The organism is Chitinophaga flava (assembly GCF_003308995.1).
Taxonomy (GTDB): domain Bacteria; phylum Bacteroidota; class Bacteroidia; order Chitinophagales; family Chitinophagaceae; genus Chitinophaga; species Chitinophaga flava.
Genome location: NZ_QFFJ01000001.1, coordinates 3,081,355 through 3,101,719, shown reverse-complemented (window position 1 = coordinate 3,101,719; position 20,365 = coordinate 3,081,355). Strand labels below are relative to the sequence as shown.

At 45.6% G+C, this 20,365-nt stretch carries 14 protein-coding genes and 1 tRNA gene; 8 read left to right on the top strand and 7 right to left on the bottom strand.

Annotation, left to right across the window (positions count from 1 at the left end; translation table 11 throughout):
- Positions 1 to 75 precede the first annotated feature (75 nt).
- From DF182_RS12365 to DF182_RS12335, 7 genes are all read left to right on the top strand, one after another.
- Positions 76 to 1,101 (top strand): glycosyltransferase family A protein, encoded by a 1,026-nt coding sequence (locus DF182_RS12365; protein WP_161964129.1) that lies wholly within the window; start codon positions 76 to 78, stop codon positions 1,099 to 1,101.
- A gap of 57 nt (positions 1,102 to 1,158) precedes the next feature.
- Positions 1,159 to 1,833: a response regulator transcription factor gene (locus DF182_RS12360; RefSeq protein WP_113615916.1), complete on the top strand. Its 675-nt coding sequence runs from the start codon at positions 1,159 to 1,161 to the stop codon at positions 1,831 to 1,833.
- Positions 1,830 to 3,098, top strand: a complete 1,269-nt coding sequence (locus tag DF182_RS12355; protein WP_113615915.1) for a sensor histidine kinase — start codon at positions 1,830 to 1,832, stop codon at positions 3,096 to 3,098. The genes DF182_RS12360 and DF182_RS12355 overlap by 4 nt, the downstream gene beginning before the upstream one ends.
- A gap of 65 nt (positions 3,099 to 3,163) precedes the next feature.
- Positions 3,164 to 5,590, top strand: a complete 2,427-nt coding sequence (locus DF182_RS12350; protein ID WP_245957424.1) for a TonB-dependent receptor domain-containing protein — start codon at positions 3,164 to 3,166, stop codon at positions 5,588 to 5,590.
- A 234-nt stretch (positions 5,591 to 5,824) separates the two neighbouring features.
- On the top strand, positions 5,825 to 6,694 hold the full coding sequence (locus DF182_RS12345) for a helix-turn-helix domain-containing protein (protein ID WP_147243424.1): 870 nt from the start codon (positions 5,825 to 5,827) through the stop codon (positions 6,692 to 6,694).
- A 98-nt stretch (positions 6,695 to 6,792) separates the two neighbouring features.
- Positions 6,793 to 7,911, top strand: coding sequence for an epoxide hydrolase family protein (locus tag DF182_RS12340; RefSeq protein ID WP_113615912.1), 1,119 nt, complete (start codon positions 6,793 to 6,795; stop codon positions 7,909 to 7,911).
- Positions 7,912 to 8,168: 257 nt separating this feature from the next.
- Positions 8,169 to 8,241, top strand: a tRNA-Gly gene (locus DF182_RS12335).
- A 21-nt stretch (positions 8,242 to 8,262) separates the two neighbouring features.
- Here DF182_RS12335 and DF182_RS12330 read toward each other — a convergent pair.
- The 3 genes from DF182_RS12330 to DF182_RS12320 all read right to left on the bottom strand — a co-directional run bounded on the left by DF182_RS12330 (position 8,263) and on the right by DF182_RS12320 (position 11,135).
- Positions 8,263 to 9,057, bottom strand: a complete 795-nt coding sequence (locus DF182_RS12330) for an alpha-ketoglutarate-dependent dioxygenase AlkB (RefSeq protein WP_211327101.1) — start codon at positions 9,055 to 9,057, stop codon at positions 8,263 to 8,265.
- A gap of 20 nt (positions 9,058 to 9,077) precedes the next feature.
- The gene (locus tag DF182_RS12325; RefSeq protein WP_113615911.1) at positions 9,078 to 10,304 is read right to left on the bottom strand and encodes a hypothetical protein; all 1,227 of its coding nucleotides are present in this window, start codon (positions 10,302 to 10,304) and stop codon (positions 9,078 to 9,080) included.
- Positions 10,305 to 10,370: 66 nt separating this feature from the next.
- Positions 10,371 to 11,135: a DUF6438 domain-containing protein gene (locus DF182_RS12320; RefSeq protein WP_113615910.1), complete on the bottom strand. Its 765-nt coding sequence runs from the start codon at positions 11,133 to 11,135 to the stop codon at positions 10,371 to 10,373.
- A 43-nt stretch (positions 11,136 to 11,178) separates the two neighbouring features.
- Here DF182_RS12320 and pth2 point away from each other — a divergent pair, with 43 nt between their 5' ends.
- Complete coding sequence (gene pth2, locus DF182_RS12315; RefSeq protein ID WP_113615909.1) at positions 11,179 to 11,574, top strand: aminoacyl-tRNA hydrolase; 396 nt, start codon at positions 11,179 to 11,181, stop codon at positions 11,572 to 11,574.
- Here the strand turns inward: pth2 and recB are convergent.
- The 4 genes from recB to DF182_RS12295 all read right to left on the bottom strand — a co-directional run bounded on the left by recB (position 11,571) and on the right by DF182_RS12295 (position 20,337).
- Entirely contained in the window at positions 11,571 to 14,990 is a 3,420-nt protein-coding gene (recB, locus tag DF182_RS12310; RefSeq protein ID WP_113615908.1) for an exodeoxyribonuclease V subunit beta, read from the bottom strand. The genes pth2 and recB overlap by 4 nt on opposite strands.
- 3 nt (positions 14,991 to 14,993) lie before the next feature.
- On the bottom strand, positions 14,994 to 18,200 hold the full coding sequence (gene recC / locus DF182_RS12305; RefSeq protein ID WP_113615907.1) for an exodeoxyribonuclease V subunit gamma: 3,207 nt from the start codon (positions 18,198 to 18,200) through the stop codon (positions 14,994 to 14,996).
- A gap of 2 nt (positions 18,201 to 18,202) precedes the next feature.
- The gene (recD, locus tag DF182_RS12300) at positions 18,203 to 20,032 is read right to left on the bottom strand and encodes an exodeoxyribonuclease V subunit alpha (protein WP_245957423.1); all 1,830 of its coding nucleotides are present in this window, start codon (positions 20,030 to 20,032) and stop codon (positions 18,203 to 18,205) included.
- Between the two features lie 98 nt (positions 20,033 to 20,130).
- Positions 20,131 to 20,337: a YwbE family protein gene (locus DF182_RS12295; RefSeq protein WP_113615906.1), complete on the bottom strand. Its 207-nt coding sequence runs from the start codon at positions 20,335 to 20,337 to the stop codon at positions 20,131 to 20,133.
- Positions 20,338 to 20,365: the final 28 nt, after the last annotated feature.

Sequence of the window (20,365 nt, the reverse complement as noted above, 5' to 3'; positions counted from 1 at the left end):
CTAAATGCATCTCACCCATTAAAGAAAATGTTGCAACATAAAATATCTTTCTGCACGGTGTGTATGAACCGGACCATGCACCTGAAAAAAACACTGCTTCAAAACATCCAGGACAATGCCGGTTATAGTCCGCTGGAATTTGTGCTATTGAACTACGGTTCCCGGGATGATCTGGACCAATGGGCCCGACAGGAACTGCGGCCTTATATCGAATCAGGTGTAGTGGTATACTATCATAATCCGGACCCTGCTTATTTTCATATGAGCCATGCCAAGAATATGGCTTTCCGGCTGGCTTCCGGCGATATCCTCTGTAGCGTAGACGCTGATAACTACACCGGACAAGGCTTTGCAACATATATTCATCAGACTTTTCTCCGGGAGTATCCTTGTTTTATGTCGCCGGCTGGTATCGGCCCAGGCAAAAAATGGTGGGACGTACAAGGCCGCATCTGCGTTCTCCGGGACGATTTTAATGCGCTCCGTGGATATGATGAGAGCGTGATGGACTACGGTTATGAAGATCAGGACTTCAAAGGCCGTCTGGTGGCCAATGGCAAAAAGAAGGTCATCATCCGTGACCCGGCCTATCTGCAGGCCATCCGCCATGATGATACCATGCGCATCGCCTCCGGTTTTACAACCACCCGGATGACCGATCTGCTGGTAGGCCACTATTGTGAAGATACTTCAGAGGTGATATGCCTGCAGAATGACCACACATTTGAACGTTTTTATGTAGACAGAGACCTGTTGCACTATCAGAGCACAGATGATGAACTGAAGCCTAAAAAACGATATACCGGCACCTATCGGGAAACAGACAATATCATACAGCTATACAGGGAAAACGGTCATAAATACCTGCAACTAACCCGGGAGACCAATGACGCCCTGTCTGCCGACGATCAGCGTACCTTTTACCGGATCACATCCGGTGCGTTGCGGGATACTTTTCTGTTGCAACGGGCCATTTATCTGGGCCGAAAAGTTTTTTTCCGTAACAGAAAAAAAGCCCATGCCATCAACCCTGAAGGATTCGGTAATGGAAGGGCCTACCGTAATTTCTCCGACGAAGCCATGCTGCTGGGGCGGGTATGATCCCTCCCCTGTCTTGAATTCAGAATTTTTTCAGAATCATTCGCATAACTTGCCGGTATGAAAATCTTGATTATCGAAGATGAACAGGAACTGGCACAAAGTATCGCGGACTATCTGGCCGGAGAGAACTACCTGTGCGAGTTTGCTGCCACCTTCGATGAGGCGGTTGAGAAAATCTCCATCTACGAATACGACTGTATTCTGCTGGATCTGATGCTGCCGGGAGGCAATGGTATGGCTATTCTGGAAGAACTGAAAAAACAGCAAAAGCAGGAAGGTGTCATTATCATCTCTGCCAAAGGTGCTATGGAAGATAAAATAGCTGGTCTGCAGCTGGGAGCAGATGATTATCTTGCCAAGCCCTTCCATCTGCCGGAGCTGGCCGCCAGAATCTATTCTGTCATCCGAAGAAAAAATTTCGGAAATGCCAACACCGTCATTTTTAATGAATTAAAAATAGATCTGCCCGCCAAAACCGTATCTGTCAACGAAGAACCGGTGCCACTCACCAAAAAAGAGTTCAATCTCTTACTATATTTTATCGGCAACAAAAATCGGGTCATCTCCAAAATGGCACTGGCAGAGCATCTTTCAGGTGATATTGCCGATATGTTGGATAACTTCGATTTTGTATATGCTCATATTAAAAACCTGAAACGTAAGCTGACAGAAGCCGGAGCAGGCAATTACCTTAAAACCGTTTATGGTACCGGATATAAGTGGGAAGTATGAAAAAACTGCTGAGTAAATCGCTGAAAGTATTTTCGCTGTATGCCTTTTTTGTATTGGTATGCAGTATTCCTGCCTATTATTATATCGTGGATAATATCTGGATGAACGAGTTACATGAGCATAATAAAATTGTTGCAGAGACTATAAAAGCCAATATTCACAAGGCTTACAGCAGTGACAGCGCCCTCGACCATCATATCCACACCTGGAATCAGTTGCAGCCGGATGCTGCTATCCGCAGAGCAGCGATGGTAAAGCCAGACAGTACTTACAATATCTACCGTCGCAATGCTACAGGTATCAACCGTTTTCATGGATTGGTATCTTCTTTTACAGTCAACAGTCAACCCTACAGTCTCACGGTAGAAACCAATATGGAGGAAACCCACGAAACAATCCTCGCTATTACGCTGGTGACCATCCTATTTTTTATACTCCTGCTGGCAGGACTGGTACTACTCAATAAAAGGGCGTCCAGGCGCCTGTGGCAGCCGTTTTACAATACCCTTCATAAAATAGCTGGTTTTGATCTCAACCGGCAACAACAGATTTCTTTCGATAAAACCAACATCGCCGAGTTTGAAACGCTAAATAACAGTTTACAGCAGCTGATCAACGAAAATATCTCCACCTATCAGCAACAAAAAGAGTTCACGGAAAATGCTTCGCATGAGTTGCAGACACCACTAGCTATCGCCAAATCCAAGCTGGACTTGTTATTGCAAAGCCAGCCACTGAACGATAAACAATCCTTGCTGGTGGAAGAGTCCATCAAAGCTCTGATGAAGGTGACCCGTATCAATAAAAACCTGCTGCTGCTGGCCAGAATAGAAAACCACCAGTTCCTTCAGAAAGAAAACATTTGTTTAAGTGAGTTGCTGGAAGATTGTATTGCTCCACTGTTCGACTTGTTTGCTCACAAATCCCTGCAGATAGAACAACATATACAGTCTGGTATTAACATAGAAGGTAATAAAGTGCTGGTAGAGATTTTGCTCAATAACCTGCTGCTGAATGCCGCCCGCTATGTAAATCCGGGAGGGAAAATTATTGTTCATCTCCTTCCAGGAAAACTTCGTATAGCCAATACAGGTAGTATTTCACTGGATACGGGTAATCTGTTTAAGCGTTTTACGGCGGGATCTCCTCAAAGTCCCGGTAGTGGCCTTGGACTGGCTATTGTTCAGCAGATCTGCCAACGTTATCACTGGCAGGTGTATTACACATTTGAAAACCAGCTACATCAATTCTGCATCGATTTCTGAATTCCAAATTTCTTCCAAATTGAAGGTCAACTTTGTGGCATCATTTATTTTCAACAGAATATATTATGCCGAAGAGAATGACCAATTGCCTGATTCAGATAGCTGTGGCACTGATAGCTTTTCAGGGCGCACTGTTCGCCCAGGATAGAAAAGTAGTGGTATCCGGAATTATAAAAGAAGGAAAGAATAAAACCGTACTGCCTTTTGTAAATGTGACTTTAAAGCACACAAAAGACAGCAGCCTGGCGGCTGGCACCATTACAGGTGAAGATGGCCGCTTTTCATTGTCTGCCATAAGTAGCGGCAATTATTTCCTGGAGACCACCTATCTGGGCTATGAAGTAAAACAACTCCCGGTGCAGGTGGGATCACTCAGTGCCTTTCTGGACCTGGGTTCCATAGAACTGAAGGAAAACGCCCGCACCCTCAATGAAGTGGAAGTGACCGCTCAGCAAGCTGGCATTGACACTAAAATGGATAAAAAGATCTTTTCGCTGGAAAACAATATGAGCCAGCAAGGCGGTTCTGTATTGCAGGCTATGAAAAATCTGCCGGGCATTACTACCAGCCAGGATGGTAAAGTGCAGCTGCGCGGCAGCGACCGGGTGACCATCCTCATCGATGGTAAACAAACCGCTCTCACCGGTTTTGGTAACCAGTCAGGCCTTGATAATATCCCGGCTTCCGCTATCGAACGGATCGAGATCATCAACAACCCCTCCGCCAGATACGATGCCAATGGTAACGCAGGCATCATCAACATCATTTACAAGAAAAACAAACAGGAAGGCTTTAATGGTAAAATAGGTCTCACCACCGGCCTGGGCGCATTGTGGCAAAAGGAAGAAAACCTGCCCGGCATAAGACCTCAGTACCAGGCTACCCCTAAAATTAATCCGTCCCTGTCGCTCAACTACCGGAAGAATAAGATCAATGCTTTCTTTCAGGGCGATTGGCTATACATGAAAACCCTCAATAAAAGCGAGTTCGCAGAACGTATATACGATAATGGTGACACCGTGCGGCAACAGGTAAAACGCAACCGCCGCACTTATGACGGCTCTGTAAAAACAGGCGTCGACTGGAATATCGATGATCGTAATACCCTCACAGTGTCCGGATTATACAGCCGTGAGCGTGTTCTTGATGATGGTGATATCCCTTACTTCAACGGTAAATTAACGGAAAGAAGAAGGTTATGGCAATTTCATGAAGATGAAGTGAACTCTGCTTTCACAGCCATGGCGGCCTATCAGCATAAGTTCCGGCAGCCGGGCCACCTGCTGAACATCAATTTCAACTATACATTCCATCGGGAAGATGAAAAATATTTTCTGACCGATAACCGCACTACCTACATCGGGAAAGATACCTTTATGCTGATAGCCGATGAACACGTGGCTGATCTGAATGTAGACTACGTGCGGCCGCTACGTCATGGCCGTGTGGAAAGTGGACTGAAGCTCCGCAGAAGAGTGATACCCACCAATATGCGTTTCTTCCCCGGAGAACAGTCACCCCTCGATAAAGGTGCCGCCGGATGGGCAGATTATGCCGAAACTATTCCTGCTATTTACGGCAACTATGTATATGAAAACAATCGCATTGAAGCCGAAGCCGGCATACGTATGGAGTATGTACGCCTGAATTACACTGTCAACCCCGATCACAATACCTATAAAAGCGATGGCTACAACTATGTACAGCCTTTCCCTAATGTACGCCTGGCTTATAAGCTGAATGATGCCAATAAAATCTCTTTCTTCTACAACCGAAGAGTAGACCGGCCGGATGAAGGTGATATCCGTATTTTCCCCAAATATGATGAACCGGAAATGCTGAAAGTAGGTAATCCTGCGCTGCGGCCGCAGTTCACCAATACTTTTGAACTGGGATACAAAACCAGTTGGCGTACCGGTAGCTTCTATTCGGCGTTGTACCATCGTATGACTGATGGAACCATCACCCGTATTGGCACACTGGCGCCAGGAAGTGATATTATCTACAATATCTACCAGAACGCAGGCCGTAGCTATAATTCTGGTATAGAGGCCGTACTGAATAAGGAGGTGACAGCCTGGTTTTCGTTGAATGCTAACGTGAACGTATATCGCAATATCATTGATGCCTTTACCGTGGAAAACAAATATCCGGTACCGACCTTCTATACTGCTGCCAAACAACAGCTTACTTCCGGCAATGCCAAGCTGAATGGACTGTTTCATCTGCCGGCTAAAACAGAACTTCAGGTGACCGGTATTTATCTGGCTAAGGATATCATTCCACAGGGAGAAATTGGTTCCCGCTTCTCCGTGGACCTGGGGGCTAAAAAGCTGATCCAGCAAGGAAAAGGAGAACTATTTGTGAATGCCAGTGATATCTTTAATACGCTGCGTATCAAACGGCAAGTGCGGGGAGATGGCTTTTCGGTAGTGAGTACAGACAATTACGAAACACAGGTTTTCCGACTGGGATATAGCTATAAATTCTGATAACGAGGGTGTCTCAAAAGTAAATTTGAGGCACCCTTTTTCTTTTTCAGTTTTTGAGGATGCTCATACGAAGTGCATAAATAAATCCAGTCAGGCTAAATCTAAGGATTTGGTTTTGAGGTAAATAATGCATGGCAAGAGGAAAAAGTTTATCTGTAGTTTTTAAGGCCGTGCTCCACTGGGGCGATTAACGGGCTTCAACATTTTCCAATTGACAGCAAGAAATTTTATACCTTGCTAGTCACTGATCCGATCATGAAAGTACACCGGCACATTCCAACCTATCCGCTCTCAGACTTCATTCAGCACATTGTTTACGTTAGCGGATCATTATCAACACCTTACATCAAAGAGCTTCCGGAAGGCGGAATAAACCTCGTGATCGAACTGAATGAAAATACCCTGAATACAGTTTATCCCGAAATAAATACCGATTGCAAAAAAGAGGTTAAGAATGCCTGGATCTCGGGGATGCAGAAACAGGCGATCCTTTACAAAAACAATCCCAATTCTACTATCATCAGTATCCGTTTTACGGTGGGTGGCTTTTTTTCGCTTACGAAGATACCTATTACCGTATTGGACAATGCGGGTGTTGAGGCCGAAGCTGTTTTTGGGAGTTCCTTCATGCGATTGTATGAAAAGCTACTCAATGCCACCGCCCTGGCAGACAGGTTCGCATTGATCGAAAACTACTTTTTACAATATTCGGTTGAAGAGAACATGGGATACCATATCGTGAGATTTATAAACCAGCATATCGACAAACCCATCGACTGGTTAATACAGAAATCCGGCTATTCTCAAAAGCACGTCATTCACCTGCTTAAAACATATACGGGCTTTTCACCAAAATACCTGCAAAGAGTTCATCGGCTACAGCAGGTGATTACTGAAATCCAAAAAAATAAGACCCATATCGACTGGTTCTCCATCATCCACCGGTACGGCTATTTTGACCAGGCCCATCTCATAAAAGATTTTGCCTATTTTACAGGGTTAAAGCCAATGGAGTATCTGAGATCTCAATTAGTCTTGGATGAAAATGAGTTGGTGCCCGAAATGATCCTGCAATTTCCCAATGATAATCCGGATGCAAAGTAAACCTCAACTTACCGACAAGTATCCCAGGTAAATTTTTTACAATGACAGGAGGAGCCTGCTGACTATTTTTGTACCGAACAAAACAAATACAACAGTTTATGAACCCTTTTAGCATTAATGTACCGCAAGAGACACTTAACGATCTATCAGCAAGACTAAAACAAACCAGGTGGACGGATGAACCTGAAAATGCCGGGTGGAATTATGGCACCAATCCGGGGTATTTGCGGGAACTGGTGCACTATTGGCAGACAGAGTACGATTGGAGAACCCACGAAGCAGAGATCAACCAGTTTCCCCAATACAAGACCGAAATAGACGGCATTACCATTCATTTCATTTATGTAAAAGGCCAGGGAAAAAATACCTCGCCGCTGATCCTGAGCCATGGATGGCCAGACTCATTCTATCGCTTTCTCCCGATTATTCCAATGCTGACCGATCCAACTGAAGGCGGACGTTCTTATGACCTCGTGATCCCTTCCATACCCGGGTTTGGATTCTCCCAACAAACGGCCCTGAATAGCGATAGGACGGCAGCCCTGTTCAACAAACTCATGACAGAAGTACTGGGATATTCCACCTACTTTGCCGCAGGCGGTGATATGGGTACTTTGATCACGAAGTCACTGGCAGTGCAGTTCCCGGGCAATGTAAAGGCTATTCATTTAACGGATGTAGGTTATCCCAACGGCAGCGAGGACTGGGGAACGATGACCCCCGCCGAACAGGCGTTTGGGCAACAAATACAACATTGGTTCTTTACAGAAGGCGCGTTTAATATGATCCAGTCAACTAAGCCACAAACCCTGGGTTATGGGCTCAACGACAGCCCCGTGGGACTGGCCTCCTGGATCATCGAAAAATTCCATGCCTGGAGTGACAATGATGGAAATCTCGAAAATTGCCTTAGCATGGACACACTGATCACAAACATTATGATCTACTGGATAAGCCAATCCATTAATTCGTCCATCAGAACATATGCAGAGAATGCTCGCGCCGGTTATATGGGGGGGCTGCAATCTTCCCAACGGGTAGGTGTACCAACGGGGGTGTCGCTGTTTCCCAAGGAAGCCCAATTCCCTAAAGAATGGGCGGAAAGGATGGCCAATGTCGTAAGCTTCAATATACTGGGCAAAGGAGGTCATTTTGCAGCGATGGAACAGCCTGAGATCTATTCCAGGGAGCTTGTCGGATTCTTTGGGAAAATGTGATCGCATTTCTGCGCTGAGCCTGTTTCTCCGACTGGCATAAGTGTTATCACCGACTGTGGGCCGAATCTCCTCAAGTCTTCATTACTGGAGGGTGTCTCAAAAGTAAATTTGAGGCACCCTTTTTCTTTTTCGGTTTTTGAGGATGCACATACGAAGTGCATAAATAAATCCAGTCAGGCTAAATCTAAGGGGCCCGGAATTACTTCTGAGACGGCCCCGTTTTTATGGGTATTTTTTTTATCTTTAGAGAGATACCTGCGGAAGTAGCTCACCTGGTAGAGCGACAGCTTCCCAAGCTGTAGGTAGCGGGTTCGAGTCCCGTCTTCCGCTCTGATAGAGCGCCTGAACCAATCAACTGTGCTTTGGTTTCATGGTATCTCCTGCATTTACAGTATATATTAGATCCGGATAAACGAAATTCAGATTTCGGTTCTCTTCCCCTCTCAGCTTGTAAAACGCTGTTTCCTGTTCCTTATTCGCTAATTCCAATAATTTCCCATTGGCAAAACGAGGTAAATCATCCTCAAATTGAATATACGTTTTTGATGTCCGGAATGTAATGCCTAGCCATTTATTGTCTGGTACCAATGGTTTTGGAGCAGCATCCAGGACAATTTTATGCAGGAACTTTGTGTTGGTGGATAATGAAAACAGTATGACCGAATTATGTGTTAACGAATACTCCTGCTCTTCTTCGCTTACTTTATCTTTTATCTTTAGTTTCCTAATGTGCTGCGCTGAAAGTTCTTCCGGGTTTTCATAACAGGAAAAAAGTCCTATGTATGAATCATTATCCAAATCCAGATTTTGGTCTGAATGATAATTCATTTTGGAATAACTGGCATCATAGACTTCTATTAAGGCATTATTAAAATGCAGCGCAGGTATGTCTTCCAGGTTACTCTTTCTAATAGAATCATTGATGCACTCAACAAGCATGTTATGAATGGCGGAAAAATCATGAGCGGGTATATTGTATTTTGTAGTAGTTCTCACTATCGGGATACGATTGCCGTCCATCTTTACCAGGTGATTGCCGATTCTGCCTTTAGCAACAGGTTCAAAGTCTGTTGCGCTCAGTAATTCATTGAATAAATTGGTTTCTAAATCAAGCGTAATTTTGTTAAACTCAGAACTGATCATCATCTCTTTGCCACGGGTTTACGTTAAAATATTGGTTTTTCATAGTCACCTGAATTCATGCTGAAATGAATTTTTCCGTATTTGATAACCTGCTCTGATTTATTTTCTTCTTTGTAAAAACTTCTTAAATCCTCCTGTGTTTCCGGAGTCATTTTCTCCAGTTTAATGAAGTTGTTATTTTCTCTGATGTAAGTTTGGTTATTCACATGCTGAGCTTCCAGATTGGAGCAACGAACTACATAGCCCAATCTTGTTGGAATGCTGTCAGCATTCAGCATAGATGGTCTGATTTCGTGTGTGTATAATCTATTGGTAGAAAGTGGAATCATGAATACAGAATTAGGATATAAGGTAACACTGAATTCTTTTTCCAATGAATCATCATTAACAGTGCTTTTTAATTTGAAGTGAAGCTTTGTTAAACCACTCACTTCTTTATAACACCTGTCATATCTGTCTGTGGCGGATGGTTTCAGATGTTTGATGTCAACGTTGTCGTAAAAAGTACAAAAGACAATAAGCCCATCCTGTGGCATATCCTTGGTTTTGTCAGAATGTGCTTTAATTCTTGATTTCACTTCCTTATCAGTGCCTTCTGTTCTCATTCTGTTTTCATATATCTGTGCCAATACATGATTCAGGTCCGTTTTATACTCAAAAACATATTTGACAGCCTCATTCAACGAATCGATGATTTTGTGATCAGTGGCGCGGAAATTATCAGTAGGCCCGGTTAAGTTACTTGAACATCTCAAAAGGCGATAGTGCAGAACTTCGCTCCCATCTTCATTTTCGGCTTTCGTTACTTTAGTTAGGTATATCCCTTTCCTAAATGCTTTGGATGGTTTGTTTGACTCCGTTAATTCCTGAAATTCATGCTCTGATTTGATCTTATCAAAATAATCGTTATCAGTAAATAGTTTTCTAAAATATACACCGGCATTGCTAATGATAATAGGAACTTCACCAAGTGTGATGATGTGCGTATTATTTTTATTTTCGTAATTACTGGATAGTTCTTTTATAATGTATAAAGGGCCGAACTCATCTTTGATACTGCTTATGTCGCCACATACGTAGATTCTTGTATCGCTTGGATTAGCCTGAATTTCAGAAAAACTGTTGACTACCTTTCCGCAAAATTTATCGATTAAATCCTGCATTTCTGAATTTGCCGCTCCTTCTTCTTGTAAAACAACAAGGACATTTTTGTCTTTCGAAATTTTATTTTCGATTTGTGATGTATTCATTGATATAAGGTCTATTTAAATTTTCACAGGATATTATAAAGTGTCAGATCTGCTATTGATAAGGATTTACAATGACCTAAAGCTAGATCTTTCTAACTTTGTTGTTGCCGATATCTTGAATAAAAGCTGTTCCAGTTTATCAGCTACCATAGGAAAGCGCCTGCATTCAATAAGCATCATCTTGTTATTGTACCATATTTGTAACGAAAGCGGCTTGTCATCATGTATCTCTTGTCCCCAGGATTTTAAGTGGTCCAGTTCAGATATGCTGAGAAGATACAACAGCTGCTGATAGGTAGAATCTGGTAAAATATCTGTATAACTCCCATCCTTTATGACATATATCAATCCGCTGAATTTCACTTGTTTCTTTTGATTTATCTGTATTTCCATTGTGGGGGTGGACGAATAGGAATGGGAGGATTTCAAAACAAGGCTATCGAAACGAAGATCCTTTTTAGCTGTCAGCGCCTGATCTTTATAATAAAGTATGGGCTGACCTCTTAATTTTTTGTTGGCCATCCAGTTAATGGGAACAAGGATCAGACTATCTGTGGTGAGTCGTTTTATCAAAAAATCCCCATCGCCATAGAGGGTCTTTTTTTCGCCATAATATCTGATTTTGTGTAATCTGAGTGTATCCCCTAATAACGTATAAGCGCCATCTTGGGGCCATTGACCATAGAAATCCATCGAGTATCCTTTCTGATCAAAATTCAAATAGGCCAGTTCCGGTCCTACCCATGCTTTACGAAGAAGTGCGGTGTCTGACTGTGCATGCAGGGCGAGGCCAAAAAGAAGTAGGGCAAAGGTCAGGGACAGTATCCTCATATAGGTTACATTTATGGTAATTTAAGTAAAAAGGAGTGATATTATGTCATCGAGAATTGTAAAGCAGGTAATTGTAATGCGGAAAGACCTGAATATGAGAAAAGGTAAAATGATTGCGCAGGGCGCGCATGCATCCATCGCGTTTCTTACCCGTCACGCCACCATAGAGGGAAACACACTGCAAACCAGTGTTCGTAATCCGGAAGAAGTGCAGGAATGGATGACTAAAGGATTTACCAAGATATGTTTGTCTGTGGACTCCGAAGAAGAGCTGGACCGTGTATACCAGCAGGCCCTGGAGGATGGCCTGAATGCCACGCTGATCACTGATTCCGGGCTTACAGAATTCGGAGGGGTACCTACTAAAACCTGTTGTGCTATTGGGCCTAATCTGAACACGGATATTGATAAAATCACGAAAGACCTGAAACTGCTTTAATAGCGGTGACTTTTTGCGGTGAGCATATCTTCCAGGAAGGTAATCTTTTCGAGATCAGGTCTGGCGGTGAAAATACCCTGATTGCCATTGTTGCGGATTCCACGTACAAAGCAGTAGATAATACCACCGAAATGTTTTTGATAGTTAAAATCCGGTAGTCTGCTTTCCAGGTATTTTTTTACTGCCACGGTATATATCAGGTATTGCAGATGGTAGTTGTTTTCGTTCATAGCAGCTGCTAAGGCCGATGGGGCGTAGTCTTCCACAATACCGCCCAGGTAGTTGGACTTCCAGTCGAGGATATAGTACCGATGGTTATGTTCAAAGAACAGGTCAATTTTCCCGTTCATAATACCTTCCAGCTCATGATTTCTATCTTCAGAAAAACGTTTAACCGTTACTGTTAACTCATCGTCCGAAAGTGCATTGAGCATATTGGCTCTGAAAACAGGCACCGGGAAATCGAATTCCAGTTCGGCCATCCGTTTGTATTTGCCTACAGAAGCCAGCTGGAAGCGGTTTTTGCCTATCTGGATGTTGGCATGCATCACATGCTGTAAAAGCTGCTGCAGCATGGGCAGATATACCTCTCCTTGTCCGGGAACAAAGCGGGCTATCGCTTCATTGATCCAGTAATCCCACTGGCTGTCATCAGAGAAGTTGATATTCTCGAAGATGAAGTGCAGCAGATTCCCTGTTTTGGCGCCTTTCCGCAGGGTGTGGAAAATGAAGTTATCGTATTCGCTTTCCTGCTGGGCGGAGCGCATACGGGGCTTCTGTTCGGGTTTGGCGGCCAGCATGGTATAACTCATCTTACGCCAGTTTTCTTCCCGGAGGTAAAAGGATACCGGTGCAGGTGCTATATTCCGGACTATTGCCAGCTTGCTTTTGCGGTAACGCTGTTCCGGTTCCGCAGGTAAAGCATCCACCACTTCAATTAATGAAGGGTCTGGGGGATTGAGCAGCAAGGCGCTGGTGAATTTCGCAAAAGAGGATTCGGCAGCGAGCTTGCTGTTATTTTTAAAGAGATAACATTTGTACACAGCCCTTGTGATGGCCACATAAATCAGACGGCGGTCTTCCTGTACCTGCTGTCTTTGCTGGGCTGCTTTCTGTTCAGGACTGATACGGGCAGCTTCTGCATTGATATAATCACCGGTTTCCGGATCTCTGAAACTAATGAAAGCGGCATCACTATTCCTGAAATCGAGGTAGGGCACTAGTACGATTCGGTAATCCAGTCCTTTACTCTTGTGAATGGTGACGATATTCACGGCTTCTTCATCACTTTCCACCCGTTGGGTGTACTCATCTCCTTCTACCAACATGCCATCTATACCGCGTTTGAGCCAGGAGATCAGGTCGCGCATAGACAGGTTTTTACGGTTCTGCACCTGGTGTACCAGTTCTGTCAACTGATAGAGGTTGGTAATAGCCCGTTCTCCGTTTTTGGAATGATCGCTTAGCAGGATATTGCGCACGCCGAAGTCGGCGATGAACGTCATGAGCGCTGTATAGGCCCCGTTTTCCTGCCACAGATTGCGGTAGTTGCCGAAGCGGGTGAGGGCTATTTCATCATCCAGATTGAGGATATCCTGTACACTGAAACCAGTAAAAGGAGACAGCAACGCCCGGTTGATGGTAGACCTTTCCGGCGTTTCCATCGCTTCCAGGAGATACAGCACTTCCAGGGCTTCGGCGGTATTTAATACTTTGGTATCATCTATTGTCACCGCCGGAATGCCCAGGTGGGCCAGCTTTTGCTTGATATCTTTACCTTCTTTTCCGGTACGTACAAGGATACCAATATCGGAAGGAGTGATCGTCTGGGCTTTATCTTTTACAATCCGGTAGGCCGGATCGAGCAACAGCTGTGCTACCTGCGCGGCTACTGCACTGGCAATTTCATCTTTGTTTTTACAGTTGTAGATGGTGATGGGCACCTCTTTTTCTTCAGCTCTGTATAGAAAGCCTTTGCTGCTTTCTTCGGGCGCCATCACATCAATATACCGGATACTATCTTTTTCACCGTCAAACTCGAAGGTGTCGAAATTTTCAGTAGGCTTGAAAAAGCGGTTCATAGCAGCAATCAGGTTCTCTGATGAACGATAGTTATGGTTCATATCATAGAGACGCTGAACGCTGTTGCGGGCATCGAAGTAGGTGAAAATATCCGCTTTACGCCAGGCGTAGATACTTTGTTTGGGATCACCGATATAGAACAGGATGGTGTTTTCGCCGAAAGCATGATTGAATATTTCATACTGTTGACGATCGGTATCCTGGAATTCATCCACAAACACGGCTTTGTATTTGTTTTGCAGGGATGCTATCAGGCCAGGATTATCTTTTTGTACCAGTGCCAGGTTAAGATGACTGATTAGGTCGTCATAACTCAGCATGTTACTGCGTTCCTTATGGGAGCGCACGCCGGTGATCACTTCTTGTATAGCGAGGCAGTTGAGTTGCTGATGCAGCGATTGTTTATGCTGGGAGACGGTTTCGTCGAAAGCATCTATTGCTTCCAGTTGTTCGAGGATGTCCGAAAACAATTCCTGGATATAGTCTGAATTCTTTTTTTTCTTAATGATTGCAGCAAATTCAGCAGGTTTATCTATAAATGGAAGAATGCCTTTTCTTGCATAGGTGTTGGTATTACAGGTGAAAGCTAGATCGTCCCTGTTGTTGATGATATGCTGATGCAAAGCTCCTTCTGCTACAGTCTGCTGCTGTCGGAGGGAGAATAGTTCTTCCAGCCATCTGTTCTGCTGTGTAACATTGATGCGGTAATCTTCTTTGGCGTTGAAGCCCAGGTATTTTTTCCCGCTGAGATGTTCCTGCAAAACCTGCAGGATATTGCTACGCATATCCTCGCCCCAGAGAGACTGCAGTAGGATGGGCTGTAAGGTGGTGACGTGTCTGCGCCAGAATTTATTCAGTTCGCCTTCAATGATGGGTGTGGTGTCCGGCACCATTTCGGCGCCAAATAGTTGGTCTGTTTCGAAGGCAAATTCATTCAGTGTTTGCTGACAGAAGCTATGGATGGTAAGAACAGATGTTTCGTCGAGTAACAATACGGCGTCACGCAGGCGGTGGTTGACTTCTACGGCGCCCCACTGGTCTACGGCATTCAGTACCAGGTTGACGATGGTATCATCGTCAACGGGATTGCCGAAGCTGACGGTGTAAGCCTTGCGGATAAACAGCCGGATACGGTCTTCCAGTTCGGCCACAGCGGCTTTGGTAAAGGTCACCATCAGGATGTCCTTTACAGACAGCTTTTGTTCCAATATCAGCCGCAGCACCAGGATGGCGATGGAATACGTCTTCCCTGTGCCTGCACTGGCTTCTATCAGATTGCTCCCATCCAGCGGTACATCGGTTGCTACAAAATGTTGATATCTGTTATCCGTCATCGTTTAGTCGTAATAGTCAGGAAAAATTTCGGCCAACGGAACAATCAGCAGTTCACAAGCACGCTTGTAAGCCGCCAGCACATGCTCTTCTTCGAAAAATCCTTTTTCATATTCCTGCATGATATAATTATCATTACATGGGTATTGATAATTATTCAATTTATTTTCTACCAGTTTGGCAAATTTGTCAACGTCCAGCTCTTTCAGATCGGCGGGCTTGCTGCCAAAGTCAGGATAGAAAGCAAAGATCTGGTTAAAGCCGGATTTATAAATGGCTAACAGTTCACGTAAACGGCTATACGCCAATTCCTTGGATAGGCGTGCAGCCGTAAATACGGCCTCTTTCCTGCCCCCGGAAATAAACTGCATCCCTTTGACAGCCCCGGAGGCAATACCAGCCAGATAACGGACATAAGCTTCCACCAGATACTTGGTTTCGCTTTTAGACCAGGAAATCTGTAACAGCTGATCATGGTAGATGCTGTTGATATGACCTTTCAGGAGGGTGCCGTCTATAGTTGTTTCAAAGGATGCCCTTTGTTCGGTGGCGCCCTGTGTACAGGCTTCGTACAGCGTACGCACAGGATGTACCCCCTCCTCTACCTGTTGTATGGCCACAAAAGCCATATTGCTCAACGGTAGCTGTCCTTTTTTAACAAGCGTCTTCTGTAAGGTGCGGGTATCCCCTTCCCCTACAGGCAACAGCTGATTTTTAATACCCCATTTCTGCAGGTTGTTCAGGCTGAAAAGCTCTGTTTCACTCAGCAGAATCTGTTCATCGTTATAATAGATGCCCAGCACTTTGTTGTAGTAAGCCTTGAATGGATTTTTGAAGAAGCTGACCAGCTCTTCCAGGCTTACTTCATCGAAGGTGAGCGGATCGACTTTTTTCTGTGGATTGATGACTTCTTTTCCGGAAACCGTAAAGGCGTTGAGGTAACTATACAGCCGGTCATCGCCCATGCTGTATTTGCGGCTGAAGCCCTGCAGCGGCTGCTGCGTAATCAGCAGCTCCCGTACCTTTTCCGCTCCGTCTTCAACACCGGAAACGATGTAATCCACCAGTTCATCTACCAGGGCTGATGGTGGCAACAGACTGTTATCTTTGGCATTACGGCCGGCATAGCTGATGTATAAATATTGCTGGGCAGACAGCACTGTTTCCAGGAAAAGATGTTTATCGTTTTCCTTTACATTACGATCGCCGCGCTGCCATTGCTTTTCCATGAGGTTGAAGCTGGACTTGATCTCCCGGCGGGGGAACTTGTCGAAGTTAAGGCCCATGAGTGCCACCACCTTGAATGGGATACTACGCATAGGGATCAACGAACAGAAGGTAATGCCGCCGTTGACGAAGAGTCCGGCCCTGGTGGTGCCGGTGAGGGCCTGCAACAGGCTGTGGCTGAATACTTCGAAGGCCACTGGCTGTTGCATATATTCATTCAGTGCGTTATAATCTGTTAGTTGTTTGATGAGGGTATTGTAGTCTTCATCTACTTCTTCCTGTTGTTCAAACACCAGGTTATGCACAATCTGTTCTGCATACTTCACCCAATCGGGGATGGTACGCAGTTTGCGCCGGTCTTCGATAGAGGCCATCAGCACTTCTGCGAAATGGCAGAACCGGATGGTTTCATGGGCATCGCTGCCTTCCTGCATGTCCAGCGGGAAAAAGCTATCATCACCATAACCATATTCTTCTTCCCCACTCATACAAATACCATACATGATACGCTGTATTCCATAGCGCCAGCTTACGAAGTGAGTTTCCTCCGTTTTGCTGCCTTCTATGCCAAAGCGGATATTGGCCGCTTCTACCACATTCCGGATGCGTACAGGATCGTTTAGCCCAAAACGGTTACGGATATACGAAAAATCCAACAGCTGCATCACTGTTTCCGCAGTGAAGTTTTCTTCGTTGATGGTCAGCAGGGCATATAGTGCGTTGAAGAGGTTGTCGTTATCGGTATAACTTTCATCCGCGATGGTATAGCGGAATTTATGCGGTGCGTTGTTGAACACCGCTTTGATATAAGGAGCATAAGCATCGATATCACTCACCATCACTACAATGTCGCGTGGCGACAGGGATTCCTGCCGCTGGTCTACCAGGTGTACGAGGTAGTTGTACAGCACTTCTACTTCCCGGGCTATAGTATAGCAGGAATTGATCGTGACAGTGCCGTCCTGCACATCTTCCAGGGTAAGCGGGTGCCGGTCTGTAGTGGCGGCAGAGAAGATATCGTGTTGAATCTTATGCAGCAGTGTATCGGCGATCGGCTCTTCGATGCCTATTTCTTCGTAGGCATTGATAAAAGCCTCATATTGGAAAAACAGCCCGAAAGTGTTTTGTATTACGCGGCCCCAGCCGGTGAGCAGAGGATTACCTACGTTCATCGGATCGGTGGATTTTTGTTCCTCCAGTCCTTTCTGCCGCCAGCGTGCCAGCTGTTTTTCGCTTTTGTCATCAAACCAATACACCACGGGTGCAGGATTGATGATATGAAAATGAATGTCTATATAAGAAGACAGTTCATGTAAGATCTTTACGTGATAAGCCGTGATGATAGAGAGGCCAAACAGATGCACGGCGGGCATCTTGTTGGATAATCCCGCGTGTGGCCCTTTATAGAAAAGGGTTTCGAGGATATGGTTGCCTACCAGGGTTTTATCGGGTAAAGCATTGCCGGAGAGGGCTTTTACTTTGGCCCATAACCAGGCTTGCCAGTCGTCATCCTTGAGCAGGGCCGGATTGGCCTGGCTCCACTCCCGGATCATCTCCGGACGGTATACCTGGTACTGGTCGAGCAAGTCGGCTACTTTTTCGGCCAGGCCCATACGTTTTAAATCACTCTCTCCTTCTCCTTCGTTAAAGTAGGCGGCTACTTCGGGATATTTCTCCGCAAACTCGGGTTCACCCAACAGCTTAAACAACAGCCAGCTGAGGTTTTGCGGAGAGAGCACCTGTGTAAAAGGGCCGCCCAGCAAAAGGTAAAGATGAAAGAGCAGGTCGTTGGGTTTCATAAACCGGCAGTTGGCCGCAATGCCCATTTTATAGGCCAGTTGCAGCTTTAACCAGTTGTTCATCCCCTCCGTCTGAGTGATGATATAATGAGGTTGAAACACACCATTGCCCGCGGCCTTCAGATCGTCTGAAAGACTGGATGCGAGACTGTTGAGTGAATTTGAAACCTTTAAATATATAGCCATTGTTAATTTCCTGTTTGGTCATTGCCTGCCTGGGCAATGAATCTGGCCGCAATGCCGGAAGCCCTGGCCACAAAACGTTCTGCGGCTGCCAGGATCACTTCTGCGGAGCCCTGCACATATACTTTGTTACGGGCGCGGCTGACAGCGGTATACAGCAGTTCCCGCGTCAGGATGGGTACATCTGCTGCGTCCGGCAATATCACCAGTACCTTCCCGAACTCGGAGCCCTGGCTTTTGTGGATGGTCATGGCGAAAGCTGTTTCCGCCAGTGTCAGATAGCCGGGCAGTACGCCTTTCAGCTCTCCATTGCTGTCTTCAAACCAGGCCATCAGCACCCCGTTTTCATCAGGCCGGATAATGCCGGTGTCTCCGTTGAACAACCCATGCTCATAATAGTTACGGGTAAGGATGATGGGCCGGTTTTCGTAGAACTCTGCATTGACCCTGATTTTGCCGTTATCATGCAGGTATCTTTCGATATCCCGGTTGATGGCGTAGAGGCCTTGGGCACCTTCACGGATAGCCACGAGTACGCGCTGATCGTTGAGTTTCCGAAGAGCGGTGCGGGTATCCGTTTCCTTGATAAAAGATTCGTATCCGGCGATAAAATCTTCAAACAATGCTGTCGAATTAGTTTGATCGATGACTACCTGACTATCGGCGCCGGCCGGAAAGAAGCTCCGGATGGCCAGTTGATTGTTTTGTATGACGGCTTTACTGAATTTACCGATACCGGTATGACCGGTGAAACGGTGACTGCGCCGCAGTTCCACGAGGTGTTGGAACAGCGGGTGTGTAGAATGCTGTTCTTCCTGTGCAGATGAAATTTTACGGCTGTCGTCGGTAATAAATCCGTTGATGAGCTGTAATCTTTCTCCGGAGAAGGTATTTAGTTTCTCCTGTGCCTGGCAGAGATCGCCGAAAAGACTTCCTGCTTCTACGGAGGCCAGCTGGTCTTTATCTCCCAGCAGTATCAGGCGTGTCTGCGGATGAATGGCATCCAGCAGTTTGGCGAAGAGCGCCACATCTATCATGGAACACTCATCGATGATGACTACATCATAGGTGAGTGGGTTCTTTTTGTTGTATCGAAAGTACGGACTGTTTTTGATGGACTTGAGCAGCCGGTGTATGGTGGAAGGGCTCAGTTCCTGGAATCTGGCAGCGATCTCCGGGCTTACCGGGATGGTGGTATTGCGCAGACTTTCCGCCATCCTGGCGGCGGCTTTACCGGTAGGTGCGGCCAGGGCCACTTTCAGGGCTGGGTCGGTAGCATACAGGATGGCCAGCAGTTTGGCCACAGTAGTGGTTTTACCGGTACCGGGCCCGCCGGTGATGATGGTGAAGTTGTTGAGTACTCCGGTGATGGCTGCAGCCAGTTGCCAGTCGGCCGGATCATCGCCTTCGCGTAGTTGACCGGTAGAGGCAAACAGTTGTTGTACCAGTTCCTGCTGTTGTTTAAGCAAGGCAATCCTGTCGGACTGCAGTGCTTTTTCTGTAGTAAGAAAATCATTGATATGTTGCAGGAAGTTGGTTTCGTAGCGGTAGTACCGTTGCAGGTACAGTCTGTTTTGAAACAGTACAAAAGGCTGGGAATCGTTTCCGTTTTTTCCTATCAATGGGATGCCTGCCAGCGGGGCAGCACCGTTTTCCGCGATCTGATAGAAACCGGGAAGGCTGTCCTGTTCTTCACTGATACTGTCGAGGTCCAGGCAGATATGCCCTTCACTGAGTTTTTTAGACAGCAGGTAAGCATACGGCTTCAGGACCGGTACTTCAAAGTACTCGGCAAACTGCTGGTGAACATCATTGAGGGTAGTTATATTCCGCATGTAATCTGCACTCTTGAAACGTCGTCAAAGTACGACTTTTCTGCGTGATGGTGATGGCATCATCACCTTAGAATTGATATTTATATGTAGTGAAAATGTCAGTCTTCTTCTGTGACATTTATTTCGTCTACTCTGCCTACCTGTCCGTCTTCCAGCCTTACTTTGATGCCGCGGGAATGGTAGGGTGCCGAGGTGAGGATATCCTGTACAATACCATAGGTACGCTTGCCGGTACGCTGGTCTTTTTTGAGAATGATCGCTACTTCCAGGCCTGGGTATATATCGTTTCGGTTACGTCCGTGCATAGTGTGCTAAAATTAGAAAAGAGTCAAC